Source organism: Desulfovectis peckii (assembly GCF_055391705.1).
Genome location: NZ_AP042409.1, coordinates 425,567 through 448,333 on the forward strand (window position 1 = coordinate 425,567; position 22,767 = coordinate 448,333).

Annotated in this window: 22 protein-coding genes; 17 read left to right on the plus strand and 5 right to left on the minus strand. The window is 37.0% G+C overall.

The annotated features are described in order from the left end of the window. Positions 1–1,024 precede the first annotated feature (1,024 nt). Entirely contained in the window at positions 1,025–1,513 is a 489-nt protein-coding gene (locus tag ACZ5NG_RS02150; RefSeq protein WP_340434195.1) for a hypothetical protein, read from the plus strand. A 250-nt stretch (positions 1,514–1,763) separates the two neighbouring features. On the opposite strand, the gene ACZ5NG_RS02155 is transcribed toward ACZ5NG_RS02150, so the two are convergent. After that, positions 1,764–1,913 (minus strand): hypothetical protein, encoded by a 150-nt coding sequence (locus ACZ5NG_RS02155; RefSeq protein WP_008881285.1) that lies wholly within the window; start codon positions 1,911–1,913, stop codon positions 1,764–1,766. A gap of 306 nt (positions 1,914–2,219) precedes the next feature. Between ACZ5NG_RS02155 and ACZ5NG_RS02160 the strand changes: the two genes are divergently transcribed. After that, the gene (locus ACZ5NG_RS02160; protein ID WP_008881284.1) at positions 2,220–2,834 is read left to right on the plus strand and encodes a hypothetical protein; all 615 of its coding nucleotides are present in this window, start codon (positions 2,220–2,222) and stop codon (positions 2,832–2,834) included. Positions 2,835–3,739: 905 nt separating this feature from the next. On the opposite strand, the gene ACZ5NG_RS02165 is transcribed toward ACZ5NG_RS02160, so the two are convergent. From ACZ5NG_RS02165 to ACZ5NG_RS02180, 4 genes are all read right to left on the minus strand, one after another. Continuing rightward, positions 3,740–5,128, minus strand: coding sequence for an ISLre2 family transposase (locus ACZ5NG_RS02165; RefSeq protein WP_464251171.1), 1,389 nt, complete (start codon positions 5,126–5,128; stop codon positions 3,740–3,742). 298 nt (positions 5,129–5,426) lie between these two features. Further along, positions 5,427–6,200: an IS21-like element helper ATPase IstB gene (gene istB / locus ACZ5NG_RS02170; protein ID WP_464250998.1), complete on the minus strand. Its 774-nt coding sequence runs from the start codon at positions 6,198–6,200 to the stop codon at positions 5,427–5,429. A gap of 2 nt (positions 6,201–6,202) precedes the next feature. Continuing rightward, positions 6,203–7,414, minus strand: coding sequence for an IS21 family transposase (gene istA / locus ACZ5NG_RS02175; protein WP_464252367.1), 1,212 nt, complete (start codon positions 7,412–7,414; stop codon positions 6,203–6,205). 118 nt (positions 7,415–7,532) lie between these two features. Next, the gene (locus ACZ5NG_RS02180; protein WP_464252368.1) at positions 7,533–8,135 is read right to left on the minus strand and encodes a transposase; all 603 of its coding nucleotides are present in this window, start codon (positions 8,133–8,135) and stop codon (positions 7,533–7,535) included. Positions 8,136–8,193: 58 nt separating this feature from the next. Here ACZ5NG_RS02180 and ACZ5NG_RS02185 point away from each other — a divergent pair, with 58 nt between their 5' ends. The 15 genes from ACZ5NG_RS02185 (at position 8,194) to ACZ5NG_RS02255 (ending at position 22,584) form a co-directional block, all read left to right on the plus strand. Then, on the plus strand, positions 8,194–9,141 hold the full coding sequence (locus ACZ5NG_RS02185) for an N-acetylmuramoyl-L-alanine amidase (protein WP_464253096.1): 948 nt from the start codon (positions 8,194–8,196) through the stop codon (positions 9,139–9,141). A 53-nt stretch (positions 9,142–9,194) separates the two neighbouring features. Continuing rightward, positions 9,195–9,413: an SHOCT domain-containing protein gene (locus ACZ5NG_RS02190; RefSeq protein ID WP_012208274.1), complete on the plus strand. Its 219-nt coding sequence runs from the start codon at positions 9,195–9,197 to the stop codon at positions 9,411–9,413. A 61-nt stretch (positions 9,414–9,474) separates the two neighbouring features. Continuing rightward, the gene (locus ACZ5NG_RS02195) at positions 9,475–10,647 is read left to right on the plus strand and encodes a recombinase family protein (RefSeq protein ID WP_464252369.1); all 1,173 of its coding nucleotides are present in this window, start codon (positions 9,475–9,477) and stop codon (positions 10,645–10,647) included. 41 nt (positions 10,648–10,688) lie between these two features. Then, positions 10,689–11,042, plus strand: a complete 354-nt coding sequence (locus ACZ5NG_RS02200) for a hypothetical protein (protein ID WP_464252370.1) — start codon at positions 10,689–10,691, stop codon at positions 11,040–11,042. Continuing rightward, complete coding sequence (locus ACZ5NG_RS02205; RefSeq protein ID WP_464252371.1) at positions 11,006–11,497, plus strand: recombinase family protein; 492 nt, start codon at positions 11,006–11,008, stop codon at positions 11,495–11,497. Before ACZ5NG_RS02200 ends, ACZ5NG_RS02205 begins: the two co-directional genes overlap by 37 nt. Next, a complete protein-coding gene (locus ACZ5NG_RS02210) occupies positions 11,460–13,028 on the plus strand; it encodes a recombinase family protein (RefSeq protein ID WP_464252372.1) in 1,569 nt (522 codons plus the stop codon). The genes ACZ5NG_RS02205 and ACZ5NG_RS02210 overlap by 38 nt, the downstream gene beginning before the upstream one ends. Before the next feature lie 135 nt (positions 13,029–13,163). After that, on the plus strand, positions 13,164–13,565 hold the full coding sequence (locus ACZ5NG_RS02215) for a hypothetical protein (RefSeq protein WP_078683306.1): 402 nt from the start codon (positions 13,164–13,166) through the stop codon (positions 13,563–13,565). A 44-nt stretch (positions 13,566–13,609) separates the two neighbouring features. Beyond that, positions 13,610–14,344, plus strand: a complete 735-nt coding sequence (locus ACZ5NG_RS02220) for an endonuclease III domain-containing protein (RefSeq protein ID WP_078683307.1) — start codon at positions 13,610–13,612, stop codon at positions 14,342–14,344. Between the two features lie 56 nt (positions 14,345–14,400). Continuing rightward, complete coding sequence (locus ACZ5NG_RS02225) at positions 14,401–14,946, plus strand: LysM peptidoglycan-binding domain-containing protein (protein WP_078683308.1); 546 nt, start codon at positions 14,401–14,403, stop codon at positions 14,944–14,946. 112 nt (positions 14,947–15,058) lie between these two features. Beyond that, positions 15,059–15,532 carry a hypothetical protein gene (locus ACZ5NG_RS02230; protein WP_464252373.1) on the plus strand — a complete coding sequence of 158 codons (474 nt, stop codon included), beginning with the start codon at positions 15,059–15,061 and terminating at the stop codon, positions 15,530–15,532. A 286-nt stretch (positions 15,533–15,818) separates the two neighbouring features. Further along, on the plus strand, positions 15,819–17,210 hold the full coding sequence (locus ACZ5NG_RS02235; protein WP_464252374.1) for a DUF6884 domain-containing protein: 1,392 nt from the start codon (positions 15,819–15,821) through the stop codon (positions 17,208–17,210). 55 nt (positions 17,211–17,265) lie between these two features. Continuing rightward, a complete protein-coding gene (locus ACZ5NG_RS02240; protein ID WP_078683310.1) occupies positions 17,266–17,838 on the plus strand; it encodes a hypothetical protein in 573 nt (190 codons plus the stop codon). A 5-nt stretch (positions 17,839–17,843) separates the two neighbouring features. Beyond that, positions 17,844–18,488 (plus strand): plasmid pRiA4b ORF-3 family protein, encoded by a 645-nt coding sequence (locus tag ACZ5NG_RS02245; protein WP_014256612.1) that lies wholly within the window; start codon positions 17,844–17,846, stop codon positions 18,486–18,488. Between the two features lie 330 nt (positions 18,489–18,818). Then, positions 18,819–20,846: an ATP-dependent nuclease gene (locus tag ACZ5NG_RS02250; protein ID WP_464252375.1), complete on the plus strand. Its 2,028-nt coding sequence runs from the start codon at positions 18,819–18,821 to the stop codon at positions 20,844–20,846. Next, positions 20,827–22,584 carry a UvrD-helicase domain-containing protein gene (locus ACZ5NG_RS02255; protein WP_464252376.1) on the plus strand — a complete coding sequence of 586 codons (1,758 nt, stop codon included), beginning with the start codon at positions 20,827–20,829 and terminating at the stop codon, positions 22,582–22,584. Before ACZ5NG_RS02250 ends, ACZ5NG_RS02255 begins: the two co-directional genes overlap by 20 nt. Positions 22,585–22,767 lie beyond the last annotated feature (183 nt).

Consider the following 22,767-nt stretch of genomic DNA (forward strand, 5'->3'; position numbering starts at 1 on the left):
GCCTCATTCTTGGGTCTTATTTTTTATCATTTTGGCCGGTTGGACAGTTCACTGATGTTTTTACATTTACGAGTACGGAAAATATGTAAAAACTTTAACTTACGTAAAAGTTATTGGTGTAAGTGGCAACCAGATGAGAGGTTTGTAAAAAGTAGAGGTTTTTCGGTACGGGATTTTTGTAAAAAGTTAAAAGCCGTTTAAATAAATATGTATCTCTTACCAATTTGTGGTATTAGTTTTTTTGCACCAAATTCAAGTTAATTTTCATTCGCAAAATGGGGATGAATTAGGAGCTGTGAGATACTAATTCTCGGCTTGGAAGGGTGGTTTTTTAATCTCCATAACATTAATTTGAAGCGGTTTTTGGGGGATAAGCGTTATGAATTTGTTCATAGGTTTAACTGGGTAGGTTATAATATACCCAGTTAAACTGATGAATCTGTGGTTCAATCGTAATCATTTTGCCCGGATAACCTTGTATATTGCAATAAAAAATACGGGTATAATCATTTAAGATTGCCATGTCCTCCTCTCCATGTAAAGTTGGTACAACCCCCTGCTATGTTCGACACTTTGGAACTTCCTATCATTATTTTCATTCTAACGATAATTCGTATCTTTTATTTGTCTCGATTGGAATTTAACAAATGGAAATGATGTAATATCACTGTGTACTAAGCAATAAAACATGGTAACTCATATTCGTATCTGAAAACAAAAAACGGTTATAAAAGAAATTATTAATGATGTGCAAAATTTAATCGTTGTTACTATTGATAGATACGTATATTCGTTACGATTGTGTATTAGAAAATCATTAAGCTTTATTGAAAGATTGTTTTTTAGGATACCATTTAAGAACAAATTGTTCAATGTATCCTAAAAAATTCCGAATACATTCGTTTCAGAATCTGCAGCACATCTAAATTTATATGGGTAAAACTTGCCTAAAATATTTTGCAAAAGTTATTAGAATTTTGCACAAGTGAAGTTATAATGTTTTAAAAATTTGGAGGTGATATACATGACATTAATGGAAGTATTGGAACAACTAAACAACGGAAAAACTAAGGCAGAGGTTGCTTCCATGGCAGGAATAAGTGTAAAAGATTTAGAAAGAAAGTTGGCCAATGCAGCAATTGAATTTGATCAAGAGGAAAATGAATATCAATATAAAGGTACAGCGTCGGAAGATTCGCTGAGTAGAGATATAAGAAGTAGAATTGTTGTCTTATCAGTTGATAAACCCTTTGTAAAAAAGAAACAAGAAAATCGAACGCAAATAAAAAGTGAAGAAACTTTCGATATGGAGTATAAGTTGTTCAAAGATTACTTACAAGTCGATCACTCAGAATTAAATGAGAAGAAAACGTTTTTCCTAACAGAAGAAATTTATAACACCATTAAACATCTTAGTGCGGAAAAATCATTTAAAATGAATGGATTAGTAAATGTTTTGTTACAAAAGGGATTGGAATATTACAAGGTTGATTTACTAAAAAAGGATAGTTGACTATTGGTAATATTCCTTTTTTAAATTACCGTTTGAAAAAACAGCATGAACATAACTGAAATGTTTATGTCTCATGCTGTTTATTTTTTTCATTTTCTATTTTTCTAATAGCTACTAATTTTGCACCGGTTCTTTTCCGCGATTTTTGCGCGGATTTTACAAATAATAGGTATTCGGATTATCTGGTGGAATATCCATTGAGTTTTATATTTTGAAATAACGCTATTGAACATTTTCTTCGTAATGTGCATTATCCTTCTCTAACCTTAACGACAATTTTCTTTAACTCATCATTATCTCGTAAATGCCTTGCTAAATCGTTTAGTACATTATTAGGCTGGTCATATTGAAAGGTATCTTTATATCCACCATGTTCTATTATTTGAACCTCATATTTCATACCGTTTTTTACCCTCCCTCTATAAACTTTAATTTTCTTCAGAATTCTCACGTTTTCTTTAAATTTCACTAACTTTCAATAGCTTCTTCACCTCATGTTAGTGGATATTAATTGAATATATTCAATATATTTATATGGTAGAGTCCGTCCTATCGAACAGATTTACAATATCTGTAATATCCTGTATGACCGTGCTAGAAGTCTCCACACTTCTCATGGTCGCTCACCCTATATTTTGAATAAATCTACCATTAATTCTAATTATTCTGTAAAATTTATTTATATAAAGTGAAAGGAGAGTATTAAATGTCTAAAAATGAGAATGAACTTAAAATTTTTTTAGATGCTAAGCTCCAACCGAATACAAAAGAAGAGATACAACAAAAAATAAAAGAAATAGCTGAGAAATTTGATAAACAAAAAGTAAATTTTAATTTTGATCAACATTTATCTCCAGAAACCATTTCAAAATTTATAGAATCTAGGAATAAATTAAAAACGACCCTTAATGAACTTTTCCCTTCCCTAGATGCTGATAAATTTATTAATTTTGTTGTTTCGTCACCTCTTAAATCTAATCAATTGGATTTGAAAACTCTTTTAAACTTATTCAATTTGTTTGAAGATTTTTCTTCATTTAAATACAGTCATTCGGATTTAACTGTGTCTATAACGGTACGCCAATCTTCAACCCAAGAAGAAACAATCAACAAAGAGTGGTATCTTAAATTTATTGTTAATGTTGTTTTCCCAATCTTTGCTTTTTTACTTTCTCAGTATCAAAACATGCAAACAACGGAACAGCTGAACAGAATTGAAACCAAAATTAACAAATACATAGAACAACAAAATGAGTTGGAAGATGTGCAAAAGATAATAATTGAACTACCAAATGATTTTTCTGGTGGAACCCGATTATAAAGCAGGTTTAAACCTGCTTTATAATCGAACTGTGTAATTTACTTAATTTTACTTTTTCGTAATATTTACCTGTGAGCTATTTAGTTCAGGAGGTTTTTCTTATGGACAATAACACTTTTATCCCAATCGTTGTTGCTTTTCTTGGTGCTTTAGCAGTTTGGACAGCTGTGATTATCAAAAAGAAGAAAAATAATTCCTAGAGAGTTGCTTTTTGAAGCATCTCTTTTTTATTTTGATGCGCATTATGTGTTTACTGCGAAACAATTGTTATTTTAAAAGCTTTTTTACTGCCTACATCCCACTACTTAATCCGAAGCGCCCAAATAATGTTACAACATCTATATCCTGTTTTTGAATTTTTTTAAAGTTCAACATCAATTTCATTCACCTCTTCATTTTTTTTATAAAAATATATGAGGATAAAAATTTAATATGATAATTTCTGGAACCCGAATAATTTAATCTGGATTTTTTGTGGGAAAATTTTTGAAAAAAATTATAAGAAGATCTTAAAATATTAAAATCTTAAATTTATAATATTTAGGATTTTGGCGGTTTGAGGGAAAACGTCAAAATTTAGTTGATCTGGAACTGCCATGATAAAAAATGGAAAGGAGAGTGGTTACTATAAGAAAGGATGAATTATATTTGCTCTATAAAGATCCAATTTAATGATTTCAATAAGGGAGAACCCCAAACTTATTATGAACGGAGAGTAAAGTGAAACCAAGATTATCCTCTACTGTTCATATTCTGTTTGGGGTTATTTTATTTTATGGAGGGATAACATTGCAAAATACAGATACTAAAAAAGGAAACGAATCAACTTATGAAGATGCAGTGATAGCGTCAAGATACTATGGGTTTTTTAAAGAAAAAAGTATTCCTCTGTTTACCTTCCAGCCTTAAGCGTAACTTATTGACTTAAGTAACTGGGAAGTACCAGTTCTTTTACCAATATTCAAAATAGTTATGTTACCGATGGTTTCGTGCGATCCGGCAAGCTTTCGTTTTCTGATAATTTCTTGGTCTATTTTTACCTTCCTTGCTTCATTTATGGCTGTTTTCTTTCTTTTTATAAACAATTCATATACATTACCACCATTTGCTACAAAAACTCTTAATCTGGCCATCTGGTCTACACCTGTTTTACTCCAAGCCAAGGGCCTTGAACTTAACCTAGACGACAAAATATGGCTAACATGGCCTTCTGCACTGCAGCCAACATAATCCGCATCATATTGCCGCATTATACCTTCCCAGTTGCCCAGTATGTACCTTCTTGCTTCCTGCACCGCCCTTCTCTTTGTTTCCGGTTCGGTTGCACAAATGATTGCCTTAAATAACTCTTTTACGCTATCCTTGTCTCCCGCATTTATATAATCCCACATAATTGGTGTGGTGTAGCTCATATGTGCTGTAGCTTGTGTTACATACTTTGATAAGTGGTAACGGTCCAACACATAGATGCTTCCCTTTATCCAGCCTAGTCCATTCTTTATCCAAGGTGCCCCATCCCCTGATAGGTATATCTTTTCTATAGCATCCATGTCATAAGCCTTATCTATATAGTCTAAAACTTCTACCCATAATTCATCAGTGTTTGTATAAACACCACTAAAATATCTTGCATTCAATAGTTTCCAGCGATCTTTACCAATCCTTTTTCTGCCCTCATGCACATATACAAGCTTTGGCTCTATATAACCTCCGTTCTGAAGCGCCACATGATCTTCATCTGCTTCTATGTAGAGTACCTTTACAGTCTTTTTAGCTTGTTTAATCTCTACTAAATTATTTTCGACACGCCCAAGCTCACGTATACTGTTCATTACTGTCTGTGATGTTAGAGTTACTGCTTCAGAAACTTTTTCTCCGCTTTTGCTGTAAGGCATATATACTGCTTCTTCTATCAGTTTTGCCTTCAGCGAAGCGTCTAGCTTGTCATGGGCTGATATGCCCACTGCCTCATCCGACAAGTAGCTATATTCACCTGTATTTTTGTTCCTGTAATATGTTCTTTTATACCTGACTTCGCCAAATATTGTAGCAAGAGTCTTTTTAGCTGCTTTTTCTTTTACTGTCCAGCACCGTTTACGTTCTTTGCTGTTTTTATATACCTGATCTACTGTTTCCAAGGCTTCAGCAACTAAGGTTACTCCAACTTCATCCAACGTCTTCTTAATAGCGAGAATGAACTCGGATATATCTTTTCCTTCTCTTATTAGGTTTTCTAGCTCTTTTTCAAAACTACCAATGATTTTTTGTACTATTTCCTGTATAATTGATTCCATAAGAGTATCTCCTTTTCTGTGGTTGTTGTGTTTCTTGGCAAATTCATGATATCACAGAGGAGATACTCTTTTCTTTTATTTTGTGGTTTTTCCCAAAGTAATTTTACGCTAACAGATGCAGTTAAGCTGTATAAGGAGCTTACGATGATACTTAATATGGATTCGCCTATATCCATTAATACTGAGAAAAATTATTACTACGTAAAGAAAAATATTAATAAGAATCAATACTGTCAACACCGGTTTAAAATTCCCCGATTTCTCCGGTGAGAAATTCCCCACCCTAGTGTAAAATTATCTAGCTTTCATCATCCCCCTTACTAAGGCATAAGCCTGATTTTTTCTTGTTTTTCATGCGGTAACTGGAGCCGCGAATGTTAACAATGCTAGCATGGTGCAATAATCTGTCCAAAATGGCAGTAGCTATGACACTTTCACCAAATATATCAGCCCATTCCGTGAAGCTCTTGTTGGAAGTAAGGATAATACTCCCGTTTTCATACCGCTCGGATATGATATTGAAGAATAAAGATGCTGAGAGCTTGTCTAGCGGATGGTAGCCAATTTCGTCAATTAAGAGAACTTTCGGACGTATATACTTTTTCATCTTCTTTTTTAGGCGATTTTCCTCATAAGCTTTCTTTAGATCGGCAATAAGTTCATCAGTCTTTACAAAATATGCAGTTGCTCCCTGGGCAATAGCTTCCATAGCAAGGGCTACCGACAAATGCGTTTTCCCCACTCCCGGCGGTCCTAAGAAAACTACATTCCCGGCCTCATGTACAAACCGTAAAGTGGCCAATTCTTTAATTTGCCGTTCATCTACTGATGGTTGAAATGAAAAGTCAAAATCGGCAATAGTCTTCTGGAAGGGAAGTCGTGCCATGCTTAACCTGGTTTTAAATGCACGGTCCTTCCGGGCTGATAATTCTTCCTCTACCAGTGTATTTAGAAAATCAAAGTATGTTTGGTCTTTATCAACTGCTTCTTGAAGCCGGTATTCTAAAGTTCTGGCCATTTCTTTTAGCCCCAGTTCGGTAAGATGTTCACGCAATATTTCAATCTGCAGCATTGCTATACACCTTCCCAAACCAGGGATTCATAGTAGTCTAAAGGCCTTTTTTCAACCTGAGGCGGTTGAAGCACTGTTACAGAGTTTTTTCTGCGCCGGCTGGTAATGTTTTGGCCAGGAAGCCCATAGTAATGTTCCGGTTTTGCAATACGCTGATAACGTTTATGTTTTACCAGGGTGTGTTGAGTGAGCATTTGCCCTTGCCAATATACTTGTAGTTGGTCCCCGATAATTCTAAGCAAAACATCTCGTCCGATTAACTGCCAGGGTACAGAATAGAAGTTGCATTTGTAGGAAACAAAGCAGTCTCGGCTGACTTTGCGCTGGCAGTAATATGCCAAGTCAAAGTCTGGGTAACCGGTATATGGCTGCAATAACTCATGGGCCCACCGAGTAACCGGCTTTTCTAGAGTAGTAGAGTGAATACGTACGTTGGCCTTTTCATCCCGCCACTTGTGGGCTTGGAAATTGAGGTCTTCCAAGGAACTGAACTTGCGCCCGGGAAAGAAGTTTTCCCGGATATACCGGATTGGGCGTTCTACTTTGCCTTTAGTCCGCGCCCTGTACGGATGACAAAGCCGGGGACTGAAATTAAAGTGAACACTAAAATCCAAAAACCGTTCGTTCCAGATGATATGACCGTTATCATCACGCCCCAGGGTTACTGTCTTGGTGTTGTCGTAAAGTATTTCTTTTGGTATGCCTCCAAAAAATTCAAAAGCATTAATGTGGCATTTTAATAGTGTTGCAACATCCTGAGATGTGGTAAACTCTAGATAGAGCATACGTGAGTAACTTAATACCATAACAAAGCAATACAAGGGACGGCGTGCTCCATCTAGGTCGATGATATAGCCGAAATGAGCCCAATCTACCTGGGCCTGTTCACCAGGTCTTGTTTCATATCTTACGGTTGCTTGGGCCTTTAATACTGGCCGGTATGGCTGCATAAAGTCTCTCAATATGGTAATTTTACCTTTATAGCCCTTATCTTTTATTTCATCATAGATGACGGTGGCGTTAAGTACACCTTCTTGCATACGGGAAACTATATATTCTTTATATTCATCTAACTTACTAGGTCTTCTCCGCCTAACTTTTTTGGGCGGGCCATCAGATTGTATCCATTTTCTTATGGTTTTGCGGTCTCGCCCGGTACGGCGAGCAATTTCGCTGATAGAAACACCATTTTCATACATTTGCTTAATGTTCAACCATTCCCCACTCCCTACGTAAATTTTAAACACCTCCGATTTGCCAGATCTTCGGTGTTTATATTTCTAGGGGGTGGGGATTTTTTCCCCGGTGATTATAGGGATTTTATCACCGTTTTTAACACTGGGCAATTTCTTCAGCGGTAGGTTTGTGGGTATCTTCTTCACACCGGTCCCCTTTGTCCAGCTCATTTAGGTAGTCGTTTATCTTTTGATCTATGTGTTTGAGCAGTCTATTTAGTTTCTTTTTATTGTAATTATTTTTTTTGGAATTGCTTGCTCTGAATTTGGAACCATCGATAGCTACTACGTTTTGGCCGAATAATTCCCATTCTCTGCAGAGAAGGTTGAACTGCTTAAAGACTTTTTGAAGAGCTTTCTTGTTATCTTTTCTAAAGTCAGCTATGGTTTTAAAATCGGGCTTAAGATTGGAGAGCAGCCAGATTACTTCCAGATTTCTATGGGCTTCAGCTTCTAACTTGCGTGAAGAGCGAATACCATTTAGATAACCATAAAGGTAAAGTTTGAGCAGATCCCGCGGGTCATAAGGGGGTCTACCGATTGAATGGGTTTGGGCGTGTGTGAAGCCTAACTCTATCATATCAAGGCTTCCTACAAAAGCCTCTATTACTCGTACCGGATTATCGTCACTTATATATTCATCAATACTATTGGGAAACAATGTAAGTTGGTTGCGATCTTCTCCCTTTATATATGCCATAATGGCACCTCCCTTTATTTATCATTCTACCAGAAGGTGCCATGGTTTTGTGGATTTTATGAGGTTTTCACACAGTCTGACGTTCCTTATGGCAGGTTTACCGGCCACAAAGAACGTCCCCGTGGATGATGGGAACAAATCTTACAAGGCCGGCGAAATAAACAGGCAGGTATGTGTTCACGCTTTTGTAGACGATAAAGAGGTTTGGCAATACCTGCCTTGGGATCATCGCGGGTGGCATGCGGGAGGAGCAGCCAACAATACCCATATTGGCTTTGAAATCTGTGAGCCTGCTGGGTTTTCGTATAAATCCGGGTCGGTAATGGTGGGTTATGATGCAGCAAAGCAGGAAGATTATTTCCGTAAAGCGTGGCAGAATGCTGTTGAACTCTGCGTTATGCTCTGCAAGAAGTACGGTCTTAATGAGAATGACATCATCTGCCACTCCGAAGGATATAAGCTCGGTATTGCCAGCAACCATGCTGATGTGATGCACTGGTTTCCCAAGCATGGGGAGAATATGGACACTTTCCGTAAAGCAGTAAAAAAAGCGCTGGAGAACAGTACAGATATCAATACTGATATTGGAATTGGAGATATGGTGGAGTTTAAGGTCAGTGTAAAGAATTACTACCCCGGCAGTGTGGAAGTTCCAACGTGGGTCAAAAATGACTATTACCACAGGGTCACACAGACTTTATACAAAGGCAAGCCGGTCATAAAAGGCGGCAAAGAATGTGTTTTGCTTGGCAAAAAGGTTAAGAAATCCGGCGGTCAAGAGATTGCAGGCATAAACACTTGGGTAGCAAAAGAAAACCTTGTAATTGTAAACAGCATTCCTGATAACAAGTGCAATAGAACCTATACAGTGCAAAAAGGCGATACCTTATGGAGAATAGCGGAAAAAGAACTCGGTAGAGGAACAAGATATCCGGAGATTAAGAAACTCAATGGCCTGACTTCAGATACTATTTACCCCGGACAAGTTCTCAAATTGCCGGAATAATGATAAAGGACAGCCAATTGCGGCTGTCCTAAGTCTTTATAGGAGGTGCTTGAATGATAGAGGCGGCTAATCATTTACCATATAACCCGCAGGAAACGAACTATACAAAGATAACACAGGAGGAAATTCAAAGAGAGGTTGATTACTGGCGGGCGTACAAAATTCTGCAGAGGATGCTTAAGGCGGGACTGATTTCAGAAGAAGAATTCAACAAAATCGACAAGTTGAACCGCAAAACTTTCTCGCCGATGTATGCACAGCTTATGGCCTAATTAGCTTGCTATTAGCGGCACACAGAGGTAACATGTCACATGCCCAAAGGAGGTGAAAACAGTGAGAAAGGTAACAAGGATTGATGGAAACAATGCTCTCCAAGCTTTCAAGCCAAAGGTGAGGGTAGCGGCTTATTGCAGGGTTTCAACAGACAGTGATGAGCAAATGGCAAGCCTGGAAGCACAAAAGGACCATTATGAATCCTATATAAAAGCAAATCCTGATTGGGAATTTGCAGGGATTTACTATGATGAAGGCATATCAGGCACAAAAAAGGAGAATCGGACTGGACTTTTGAGACTGCTTGCAGATTGCGAAAACAAGAAAATTGACTTTATTATAACCAAGTCGGTCAGCAGATTTGCCAGAAACACAACCGACTGTATTGAGATGGTGAGAAAACTTACCGATCTCGGTGTTTTCATCTATTTCGAGAAAGAGAATATAAACACACAGCGCATGGAAGGCGAATTGGTGCTGACAATTTTGAGCAGTCTTGCAGAAAACGAGTCATTATCCATTGCAGAAAATAGTAAGTGGTCTATCAGACGTAGGTTCCAAAACGGAACATACAAAATTTCGTATCCTCCCTATGGTTACGATTATGTGGATGGAAAGCTATTTATCAATAAAGAACAGGCTGAAATCATAAAGCGGATTTTTTCCGAGGCTTTGGACGGTAAAGGCACACAGAAAATTGCAGATGGGCTAAATTCCGATAAAATCCCAACAAAGAGAGGTTCGCATTGGACAGCGACAACTATCCGCGGCATTTTAAGCAATGAAAAATATACTGGGGATGTCCTTCTGCAAAAAACCTATACAGATGAGAATTTTAAGCGGCATTATAATCATGGGGAAAAAGATCAATACATGATAAAAGATCATCATGAAGCCATTATATCCCATGAGGAATTTGAAGCCGCCCAAGAGATATTAAAGCAAAGAGGAAAAGAAAAAGGTGTAATTAAGGGAAGCAGCAAGTATCAAAAACGCTATTCTTTCTCGGGGAAAATCAAATGCGCAGAATGTGGCAGCAGTTTTAAGCGTCGAATTCATGGCAGCGGTAACCGTAAATATATTGCATGGTGCTGCACAAAGCATATAAAGGACGCATCAAGCTGTTCCATGAAGTTTGTCAGAGAGGATGCAATCCATCAGGCCTTCGTTGTAATGATCAATAAGCTTATTTTCGGTCATAAATTCATTCTAAGACCATGCTACAAAGCTTAAAGAAGACAAATTACTCAGATAACATAACAAAGATTCAGGAGATGGAAACAAAAATCAAAGAAAATACAGAGCGAGTTCAGGTGATTATGGGACTTATGGCCAAAGGATACCTGGAACCCGCTCTTTTTAATACACAAAAAAATGAGCTGCTTAAAGAAGCAGCCATATTAAAAGAACAAAAAGAAGCCATAAAACGCGCAATCGATGGGAGCATGACTGCTCTTGTTGAGGTTGAGAAGCTTCTTAAATTTGCAACGAAAGCTGAAAAGCAGATTGATGCATTCGATAGCGAAATATTTGAGGATTTTATTGAAGAAATCATAGTATTTTCACAAGAAGAAATAAGTTTCAAAATGAAATGCGGGTTGAACTTAAGAGAAAGGCTGGTGAAATGATGAGCCATATACCTTTTGGATATACCATTCAGAACGGTAGGGCTGTAATTAATGAAGAGGAAGCAGTTAAGATTGAGAAACTATTTGAGGCTTACCTTTCCGGTCTTTCTTTAACCGAAGCAGCCCAAAAAGCGGGCATTAAGCGCTACCACACATCTATTGCAAGAATGCTTTCAGATAAACGGTATGTTAAGGATAAATTCTATCCGCCAATTATCAGCAAGGACACATTCGAAAAAGCACAACTGGAAAGACACAGGCGAGCTGAGGCGCTTGGCAGGATTTTTGAACATAAAGGAAATGAAAAGAAATGCATGAATTTTAGGTTTCATGCTTCAATGCCAGATAATCTATACGATGATCCATTTCAGCAGGCAGAGTATGCTTATAGTCTTATTAAGAGCGAGGTGATTTTAGATGACAACCAGGAATGTTACGGTAATTCCTGCCCGTAAGCGAATTGGGAATAGTGCAAATGCCGAGGAATTACCTAAGCTTCGGGTAGCAGCTTACTGTCGTGTTTCTACGGACAGCGAGGAGCAGGCAACCAGTTATGAAGCGCAAATCGAGCATTATACAAATTACATTAAAAGCAATCCAGAATGGGAGTTAGCTGGTATATTTGCAGATGAAGGTATTACCGGAACCAACACGAAAAAGCGTGAAGAATTTAACCGGATGATAGAAGAATGCATGCAGGGCAAAATCGATATGATAATTACGAAATCTATCAGCCGGTTTGCAAGAAATACGCTGGACTGCCTAAAGTACATAAGGCAGCTTAAAGAAAAAAATATTCCGGTTTACTTTGAAAAAGAAAATATAAACACATTGGATTCCAAAGGAGAAATCCTGTTGACCATTATGGCATCTTTGGCGCAGCAAGAAAGCCAATCGTTAAGCCAGAATGTAAAGCTGGGTATTCAGTACCGATATCAGCAAGGGAAAATCCATATCAATCACAACCGGTTTCTTGGCTATACAAAGGATAAGGATGGCAATTTAGTTATCGTACCTGAAGAAGCTGAGATCGTCAAACGCATTTACAGAGAATATCTTGAAGGTTCCAGTATGCTACAGATAGCTAGGGGTTTGGAGGCTGACGGAATTCTGACGGGTGCAGGCAATCCCAGATGGCATACCAGTACCATCAATAAGATTTTGAGGAATGAAAAATATATCGGTGATGCGCTGCTGCAGAAAACCTATACGGTAGATTTTTTATCAAAGAAAAGGGTACCCAATAACGGTATAGTTCCACAATACTATGTAGAAAACAGCCATGAGCCTATAATCCCGCGTGAAATTTTTATGCAGGTTCAGGAACAGCTTGTCAAAAGAAGATGTGTGCATATAAGTAAGAACGGAAAGAAGAGAAACTATAGCAATAATCATCCTTTATCACAGATGGTCTTTTGCGGCAACTGTCATGAAATATTTCGAAGGGTTCATTGGAATAACCGAGGAAAGAAATCAATCGTATGGAGATGTGTTAGCCGATTAGAAAATACCGGTTTGTTTTGTACCGCTTCCACTATACTTGAAGATACGCTTAAAGAGAAAATTGTAGAAGCCATCAATGTAGCAGTCAGCGGAAAAAACTCTTTTCTGGCTATACTGAAAAAGAATATTGAAACCGTATTAAGCGAGGATTTGGATGAGAGTACAGCAGATATTGATAAAAGGCTGGAAGAACTCCAAACCGAGTTGATCCAAAAAGCAAATTCAAAGGAAGCATACGATAATATTGTCAATGAGATTTACCGACTACGTGATCTAAGGCAAGAAACCCTTTCGAGAAACGCTCTCCGCCAAGATAAGCGGGATCGGATTGCTGAGATGACTGATTTCCTTAACACGCAAACCAGTGATATTGCGGAGTTTGATGATAAACTGGTTAGGAAACTAGTTGAAAAGGCAACTGTATATGATGACAGGCTAGTGGTAGAGTTTAAGTCGGGTCTGGAAATAGAAGTGAAACTATAGGATTTCAATATGATTGCCGCCAGTTGAGGAGGAAACCTTCTTAATTGGCGGCGTTTTTATTTTTATACAAATATATAAACAAATATATAGACAAATAAATATTTTTCATGTATAATTGTTATGAGGTGGTGAATTATGGATATTAGAATAGACAGCTTAATTCCCTTTGATTCATTGAAAACCAATATAGATCATGTATTCTCTGTTGTTGATAAAAACGGAAAAGTTGTTCTGCTTAAAGATAATAAGCCGGTTTATATAGTCTTAAAATACGATGAAAATAATTTAACTGATGTAGGAATTAGCATGAGCGAAATGCCTAACTATACGCTTCATGATGCTATGAGAATTGTCTTATCAGAGGCGGAAAACAAAACGATGCATGCTGCTGAACTTGCCGATGAGATATATAGGCGTAGGCTGTATTTAAAAAAGGATGGCAGTAAGGCGGAATATACACAGATAAGGGCAAGGTGCGGGCATTACCCTGATATGTTTGAAGCATTGCCGGGAAACCGTATCAAATTAAAAGATTAAAGTATAGCGCTAAGCATGAGGAGAAGCTATGGAAAGGTGATAATATGGCGGAACATTTGCTTGTAACAATAGGAAAAGCACGATTTAGTGATTCACAAAGACATCTTATTCCTTTTGTTAATGACATAGAACATGATAAATTTCTTAACGATATTGAAAACACGCCCCATGCTTTTGTTTTAGCCTGCTTGATGGATAGGCAGATTAAAGCGGAGCGAGCGTGGTCAATTCCCTTTAGAATAAGGGAGATTATAGGAAGCTTTAAAATTGATGATTTAGCCAGCGTTTCACTTGAAGAGTACAAGAATATTTTTAATAGAAATGTCTTGCATAGATTTAACGATACAATGGCAGAAGTGTTTTATTCTGCAGTTCAGGATATTAAAGTAAAGTATAATGGGGATGCTTCGCGAATATGGAGCAACAACCCTAGTAGCGCAAAAGTGGTTTATGAATTCTTGCAGTTTAAAGGAAGCGGCAAAAAAATTGCCACAATGGCGGCTAATATTCTTGCCAGACAATTTAAGATCCCGTTTTCTGATTATTACTCAATTGACATATCACCAGATGTGCATATTCTAAGAGTAATGCGACGGACAGGTTTGGTTGACAATAACGCTGATTTAGATTCAATTATCTATAAGGCAAGAGAGTTAAATCCTGAGTTTCCTGGGATTATAGATTTTTCATGCTGGGAGATCGGGCGAACCTGGTGCAGGCCGAGTAATCCTAATTGCAACGAATGTATTATTAATTCTGAATGCAAGAAGAGGGTTTAAACAATTTTTACATAATAAGATATATTTTGCGGCAGTTTGCCTTGGAGGTGATATAGTTGAAACGTATAAGTGTTCTACTTGTAATAGGACTGGTAATTATAATCCTTGCTGGCTGTGGAGGGGTAGAAACACGAGAAAAAATATTACCGGATGGTAGGAAACTTATAATTGATGCTGCTGGAAAAATCATATCTGATAGTAATCCTGAACCACTTGAAGGGTATACCTATGACGAACAGACAGGACGGTATGTTAATGAAACTACCGGCATTTGGTATATCGTTGAAAATGGGCAAAAGGTAATACCGCCCGAAGAATACTTTGATCCTGATGAAGTAGGCATACCCAGCGGTATAAATATTTCAAACCGTCCCGACGATGTATGGGAACTTAAAGAGGTACGTGAGGTAACCATTCAATCAGGAGATACGCTGGTTGATATTATCAACCCGTACTTTATGAATGAACATTACAGAATGAATTATGAATGGTATGCTAAACAGGTTCTGGAACTTAACAACATTACCGAACCTAACTTTATAAAAGCGGGAGAAACTTTAAAGATACCGATTTATATTGACAAAGGTGCAAAAGTGAACTAGTGAGTGGTAGCATGAAACAGTTAAAAAACGTGTTGCTGTTCTCTGCCTGGTTTCTATAAAAGACCGGAACAGGGTATTTTTATTATTGTTAAGCTGAAAGGGATGATAAAGATTGGCTCAAATACAATCATTGATGCGGGCTGTAATAAACTTTTATAATTTTAACAACAGAAATGCTCCCGTAGTAATCACAAGAGTAAAAGAACACGACAGTGAAAGAATGTGCATGGACAGACTAGAAAGAGCGATTTTTGACTCATGTGATGAAGAATGCAAGGCAACTCCATCAAGATATGCAATATGGGGAGAAGACGTCCGTAGCATTAGTATTTCTGCAAAAGAAGCAATGAAAAACGGGAACATCGAACAAGCAGAAAAATCAATGAATCAAGTTATTAATAGTATGGGCGCATTTATAGACGCTCAATTGATACTCAGCAATTTGCCTGGAAACATCAGCTTTGTAAAATCCAAAGATATTATTAAATCCTATATTGCCAGACTGCAAGAGAACAGCGAGGTGTCAGATTCTGAAAAGGACTATTTAATTGACAGCATGAAAGAGATAATGAATAGCATTGAGTAAAAGGATTGATTAACTGATGAGTTATTCATCATGCAATCGGAATCCGGATTCGAATTCCTTATGAAATATAGTTTGCGATATAAAGGTCTTCAAACCTGATGCCAAAAAACCTTTAATAATTAAATTTTATTATAGCAAAAGCTTCGAACATCGCTCTGGTAGTTATGAACATAGCTTGAAGTCTGAGAAAAGACTTGATGTTAACAATCATTTGAATAATTGGGACATGCTGAAATAGCGCATGTTTCGATTTGTTTAAGATTTAAATTATAGGTGGCGAACAAAAATGAAAATTGCTTTGATTTCTTGCACAAGTAGGAAAAAATCATATAAATGCCAAGCAAAAGATTTATATTCAGAAAGCTCGCGGTTTCAGCTGGCCTTTTCTTTTGCAAAGCTTATTGCAGATAAAATATTTATCCTTTCTGCAAAATATGGCTTAATACCAGAGAACATGATTATCGAACCTTATAATGAAACCTTGAAAGATAAAAGTACTCAGGAACGCCGTGCATGGGCAGAAATGGTGCTAAACGAATTAAGAAAGGTTTCAGATCTAGAGCATGATGAGTTTATTGTTTTAGCTGGTGAAGTTTATCATGAAAATTTGTTGCCCCATATGAATCATTTTTGGCTTCCTTTGAAAGGTAAACGTCAAGGGGAATGGATTCCAGAGTTAGAGAGATTGATTAAGCTTGAAAAAGAATCGGATAAAACAAAGGTTCTTCATATGCTTTTTAATAGTTTGCCTCGTCTGGATTGGTCAATAATTAACAGTATTCCTTATAAAAATGGTATATATATAATGTTTGAAAAAGGCGAGAATTATCATGGTATGGATAGAATAGTCAGAGTAGGTACCCATAGAGGTCAAGACCGTTTGTTGCAAAGATTAAGAGATCACTTTGTGAAAGAGGATGCTGACGGTAGTATTTTCCGTAAAAATATCGGTAGGGCTTTTTTGAAAATGGCATCGGATCCATATTTACAAGTGTGGGAAATTGATATGCATAATTCTGAAAACGAAAGAAACTATGGACACTTAATAAATGAAGGGCTTGAAACTGAACTTGAGGCAAAAATTAGCCGATATTTAAGAGATAACATCACCTTTGTTTGTTTTCCGGTTGATAAAGAAGCTGAGCGATTGAGGTTAGAAGAAGGTATTATTGCATCACTAAACAGGCATTCATCATTTGGCCCGAGCAGCAATTGGCTTGGTTTGCATAGCCCTGTGCCTGAGATTGCAAACAGTGGCCTTTGGAATAGACAGGGTTTGCTGGGACAACCTTTATTTGATGAAGAATTAGAGCGGGTTGTGTGGCTTGCCAGATTTGGAAACGATAGTTACAGAAACAATACGGGGCATAGAGCACGTGTACAAAGAGCAAAAGATAGTGTCAGGGTGGCTGTTGAAGCTACGGGTTCACAAGGGAAAACAGCCGATGATGTAAGGCAGTATATAGAAAAATTGTTACAGGAAGCAAAATTGCGAGGCGAGGACTATATTGATTTGGTTTCAGGGGATATTCATAAGCAGATGGGTATGAAAAACAGGATGCCGCAGATATGCAGGATTATGTATGAGAAAATGATGCCTGGTGATGAAGTTTTACATACTACTCCCAGCGGTTATAGTTCGACTATAAAAATCAGGTATGACCTCAGAAATAGATAAGGCAAAGAAGTAGTGGATTAATAATGACTGCTATGTAGCAAAGAGGTGCGGAAAAGTGGCTGTTAATTATAAAAAATGCCCTAAATGCGGGTCTAAGAATTCGGTTAAAATTGTATATGGCATGCCGAGTTTTAAGCTTTTTCAGGAAGCTGAAGCCAGAAAAGTAAAATTGGGCGGTTGTTGCATTATAGAAGGCGGTCCGGAATACTACTGCAAGGATTGTAAAAATGAGTGGAACCGGGAGCAGGTGCTTGACATCATATACGGTCAGATTAAAGGGCTTAAAGCATCAGTGGGTGGTTACTTTGGCGGGTATTATCATGTAGATATTGATTTGAAAAATCTTAAAACTACATGGCTGTTCAAAGAGGGTGGTTCTGAAAAAACCAGTACAAGATCCATCCGAAATAAAACTGCAGAAGAATTCATTAAGAGTTTAAAAGAGATCAATCTGCTGAACTGGAAAGCAAAATACGTAGAACCCGGAGTCTGTGACGGGACTCAATGGAGCGTTGAAATAATTACAGACGGGAGAACCGTCAGAAAATATGGCGACAATAAGTTTCCAGAAGAATGGAGGCAGTTCTGTAAAGTGATTAAAAGAATAACGGGAAAGGAATTCAGGTGAAAGTGATGAAAGCCTTTCAGATAAAAATCGAATTAATTGATTCCGAACCACTAATATGGAGAAGGGTAGTTATCCCGGCGGATGTTACCTTCAGACGCCTGCATGACACAATACAATTTTCAATGGGTTGGCGGGATTATCATCTTTATGAATTTGAGTTTCCGCAGGAGAAACTCAGAATTACAAATGACGAAGAATCCTATGAGGTATTTAAATTTTACTCTGCCAAGTACAAAAGCAAAAAGCCAACAAGAAAGGAAGACCCTCATGGCATTATAGCCAGGATAATTGAAACAACCGTTAGACAGCCTCAAACGGTCAAAATTGATAACTATCTGGAAAAATATAAGACCCTTGAGTACATTTATGACTTTGGCGATTATTGGAGACATAAAATTGAACTGGAAAAAACCATTGAAGATTATGAGTTTGGTTACCCTATAATACTTGCAGGCGCGGGGGCTTGTCCGCCGGAAGATGTAGGTGGTTTTGGCGGTTACAAAGAATTTCTTGAAGCATGGAATGACCTTAAGCATCCGGAACATGAATCAATGCGGCAATGGGGAGAAAGCCAGCATTACAGGGAATTTGACATTGACTTTAGGAATGATCTGCTAAAGACATGCTTGAAAATCAAAAAAGTAAAGTAGTGGAGGAAGACGACTTATTCCTCAAGAGTCATATTTTAGGTTTCAATGGGCTATGCTGATATACTTCCTGCGTAGATATGTTCCCGTGAACAGCGATTTTTCAAAAATGTCCGAAAAACTCATTGACATGTTCCCGTAAACGTAAGGTTCAAAAAATTAGCCCAAGACATCAATCCAAGCGGCTCGTTCCATGTGGAATGCGTGGTGTTGATGTCAAGGGTGTAAGCCTTGATTTTACTAGATTTGGTAGGGGCGATTTGGTTAGCTTGGACAAAGACAATACCAAAAGAGGTGGACATACCTGCTGGTGTTTGTACAAGGAGGAAATAAATGTATATCAGTAAAGTTGCGATTAAAAATTTTAGAGTATTTGACAATATTGGTATTGTTGCTACTTTCAAAAAGGGTGTTAATGCTATTATTGGAGAAAACAATAGCGGAAAAACAGCCCTGATTGATGCTATTAGAATTGCTTTTTCTTGTGTCCGTTATAAGAAAGACATTTACTTTAATAAATCAGATTTCCATATTAATACGAAGGGAGAAGTTGCGAAGACTGCACAAATAGATATATATTTTGATGAAGTGTCAGAAGATCTTTTTGATATATGGGACCCAGAAAATCCAACCAAGGGTGAGTTTCATGTTCGTTTTTATACTGTGCCCGGGAAAAATGGTTTAGAAAAGATTCGCTATACGGCTTGGGGTGGGCCTGTTGAAGGTAACCCATTATCAATAGAAACTTTTGATGCCCTTGAAGTGGTGTTTTTAGGGGCCTTGAGAGATGCTGAAAATGAATTGAAGCCTTCACGTTCTAGCAAACTTGCGAATTTGCTTGGAACAGTGGCAGATAGTGATGTCGCACGACAAGAGCTTACCGATATACTTAAAAAAGCAAATGAAGAATTACTTAAAAAGACAACCATAACGAGAATACGAGAAATTATTAATACTAACCTTTCAACGATTGAACAAGAAGTTATACAGCAAAGAATTGATATAGGTTTAATTGAACCTAGGTTTGAATCTATTGCATCATCTTTAAGAGCATGGTTAAAACCTCGTTGGTTTTTAATTGACAAGGACAGTGATATATATACAAATATAATTGAGATATGCTCAAAAGAAGGAAATCAGAAATTGATTGAACCATGTGAGGAAGGAGTTTACCTTGATATTCAGGGTTTTTTGAGGCTAGATGAACCTATTGAAGATAAAACCAAAGAAGTTCTTAGCAATTTAGCGTCTCACTCATTGGAATTATATCAAAATGGACTCGGGTATAACAACATTCTGTTTATGTCTGCAGTCTTAGGAGATATGGGATATACAAAAAGCAATATAGTTTACAGTCTTCTTATAGTAGAAGAACCAGAAGCTCATCTTCATCCTCAGTTACAAAGGTTGGTACATAGTTTTTTCGAAAATAAGCAGCAACCTTCGTCCAGCATACAAGTTTTTTACACATCACATTCACCGACCCTTGTTTCACGTATTGGAATAGATAAAATTAATTTACTTTTTGAAAAAGACCATAGGATACAATGTACTTCATTTGCTGAAGCTAATTTAAGAAATGACGAAAAAGAGTACCTTGAACGTTACCTTGATGTAACTAAATCACAAATGTTTTTTGCAAAAGGCATTATATTCGTTGAAGGAATTAGTGAAGCCTTACTATTACCGGAGATGGCGAAACTCTTATCTCGGCCACTAGATAAATATGCTGTCGAGGTAGTAAATATTGACGGTGTTTCTTTTAAGCCATTTGCACATCTTTTTACTAAGTCGGATTCTTCTGTTTGTGCATTCGCGAAAGTAGCACTAATAACTGATGACGATAGGTGTACTGATAAAGGTGATAAAGAAACTTATATATCCAAGGATTACGACTATGATACGGACAAGTTGGACGAAGTTATTAAAAAACTTTCTATTGGAAAACCATCATCACGGTGTGTAGAGATATGTTCTGTATGTAAGGCTACTCATATAGAACCATTTACTGCTAAAAAAACTTTGGAATACGAATTGGTACTATTGCCTGATAATATTCCGTTTGTACTGAAAGCTCTAATTAAAATATATCCAGAGGCAGGACTTAAACTATCAGAAAAAGTTAAATCCTTAAAAACCGATGAAGAAAGGGCTGCATGTATATGGCTTTTTATTCAAACTAGAAATAAAAGTAAAGGTAGTTTTGCTCAAGCATTGTCAAAGATTATAAGAGACCAGGTTAAAAAACTTGAAGAGAACATAGAAGTAGAAAAGAAATTTTGTGTGCCATTGTACATTAAAAAGGCTATCTATGCTGTTACTGAAGTGGAGGTCTCCATTAATGGAGAAGTTGACACCTGAACAAAAAGCTTTTTTAGAAGCAGAGGGGAAAATTGTTCTTTGTGCGTGCCCAGGAAGTGGCAAAACATTTATCGTAGCAAGAAAATTACTAAAATATGTTGAGAATTGGGAGCACGCACATAGAGGAGTGGCTGTACTGTCGTTTACTAATGTTGCAAGCCAAGAAGTAGATAAACAAGTTAAAAAACTGATGCCAGAGGGGTATCGTATAGAATATCCACATTTTATTGGCACAATAGATAGTTTTATTGACAGTTTTATTCTACTAAGGTTTGGGTATCTGATGGAAGAAGGGAGTGGTAGAAGACCGATAATATTACACGAAAACCATTGTGAAATAAAGTTTTATAGCAAATATAAAGAATGTTATACTCGAGGTTGTATTTCAAACCCTTTTGAATTTCATTGGTCTTCAGATTGGAAGTTGTTGAGAAGGGGCAAAGAAATCGATTGTTCCATTTCTTCAGAAAAACCATGCATTGCGTTTAAACGGGCAATGATTAAAAAAGGCTTTGTAACACAAAATGAAGCAGCTGCGTTATCATATAGGATTCTTAATAAATACCCCCAAATTGTGAATGCTATTGCACGGCGCTTCCCCGTTATAATGATTGATGAAGCTCAAGATACATCGAAAGAGCAAATGAAAATTATTGAATTGTTAGCTGCTGCGGGTGTAAAAACTATTATACTTGTTGGAGACCCTGACCAGTCAATATATGAGTGGCGTGGTGCCACTCCAGAATTTTTTATTGCCAAACTGGAGGATGCCAACTGGAAGCCAATGTGGTTAACTACCAATTTTAGGAGTTCCCAATTAATATGTAATGCAACACATTTGTTTTCATACTCATTAGCTTCACGTGGACCAAGCAAGGCTGAGGGGGACTTTGCCCAATATCATCAGAAACCGATTTTATTGAATTATAGCAAAAAAGCTGATAAAAATGATATTATTAATAAATTTAAGGAACTCTGTCAAGAAAACAGTATTGACTGGGATTCAAGTAAAGTAGCAGTATTGACTAGAGGTAAAATACATAAAGGCACTGATATCCATGGGCTATGGAAAAGCCCAGAGGTTGAATTATTGGCTAAAGCAGCATACGAATTCTATAAAGGTTCACGCCGTAGAGCATTTGAACTTTGTGAAAAAGTGCTGTACAACCTTACAATTGGTGACATAGGCGATGTAAAAAGTGAAATTAAACAAGTTATAGAAAATATTATGCCTTATGAAAACTGGAGAAAACATGTAGTGAAACTACTTGTTTCTCTCCCTGATCCCAACATCAAATTGTCAGATTGGGTTAAATGTATGTTATCAATAATTACTAATATTATTCAGTCTGCAGAAGATATTTCTTTAATACCATCTATAGCATTACAAGATAAAATAAAAATTAAGTCACGTGATGCTAAAAATCCGGGTTTTAAGTCAATACCATTACGTAATTATATTGAAAAAAAATACGAAAATGATATTACCTTTTCCTCTGTACACGGAGTAAAGGGAGAAACATATGATGCAATTATGTTAATTGTAGATAAAACAAGGGGAAGTACGTTAACACCTACCATAATTGGTGAGGCTCCTTTAGACAGTGAGTTAATTCGTATAGCATATGTAGCTATGACAAGACCGCGCAAGCTTCTTGTCGTAGCACTTCCGGCAATAAAAAATAAAAAGTCGTTTAAAAGGTTACCACCAGATAAATGGACATATATGTATATTTAGTAAAGAGTTTATGAACATACAATTTGATTATTTTGATTAGAGTTATAAATGGAATATAAAAAAGGCTCTTTGTGGTGCAGAGACGGACTTGGAAATTAGAATTAGTTAATACGTGTGACCAGAATGATGTTGTTTATTAAAGAAAGCGTAAAGCCTTACAATAAAAAGTTCGATATAGTCATT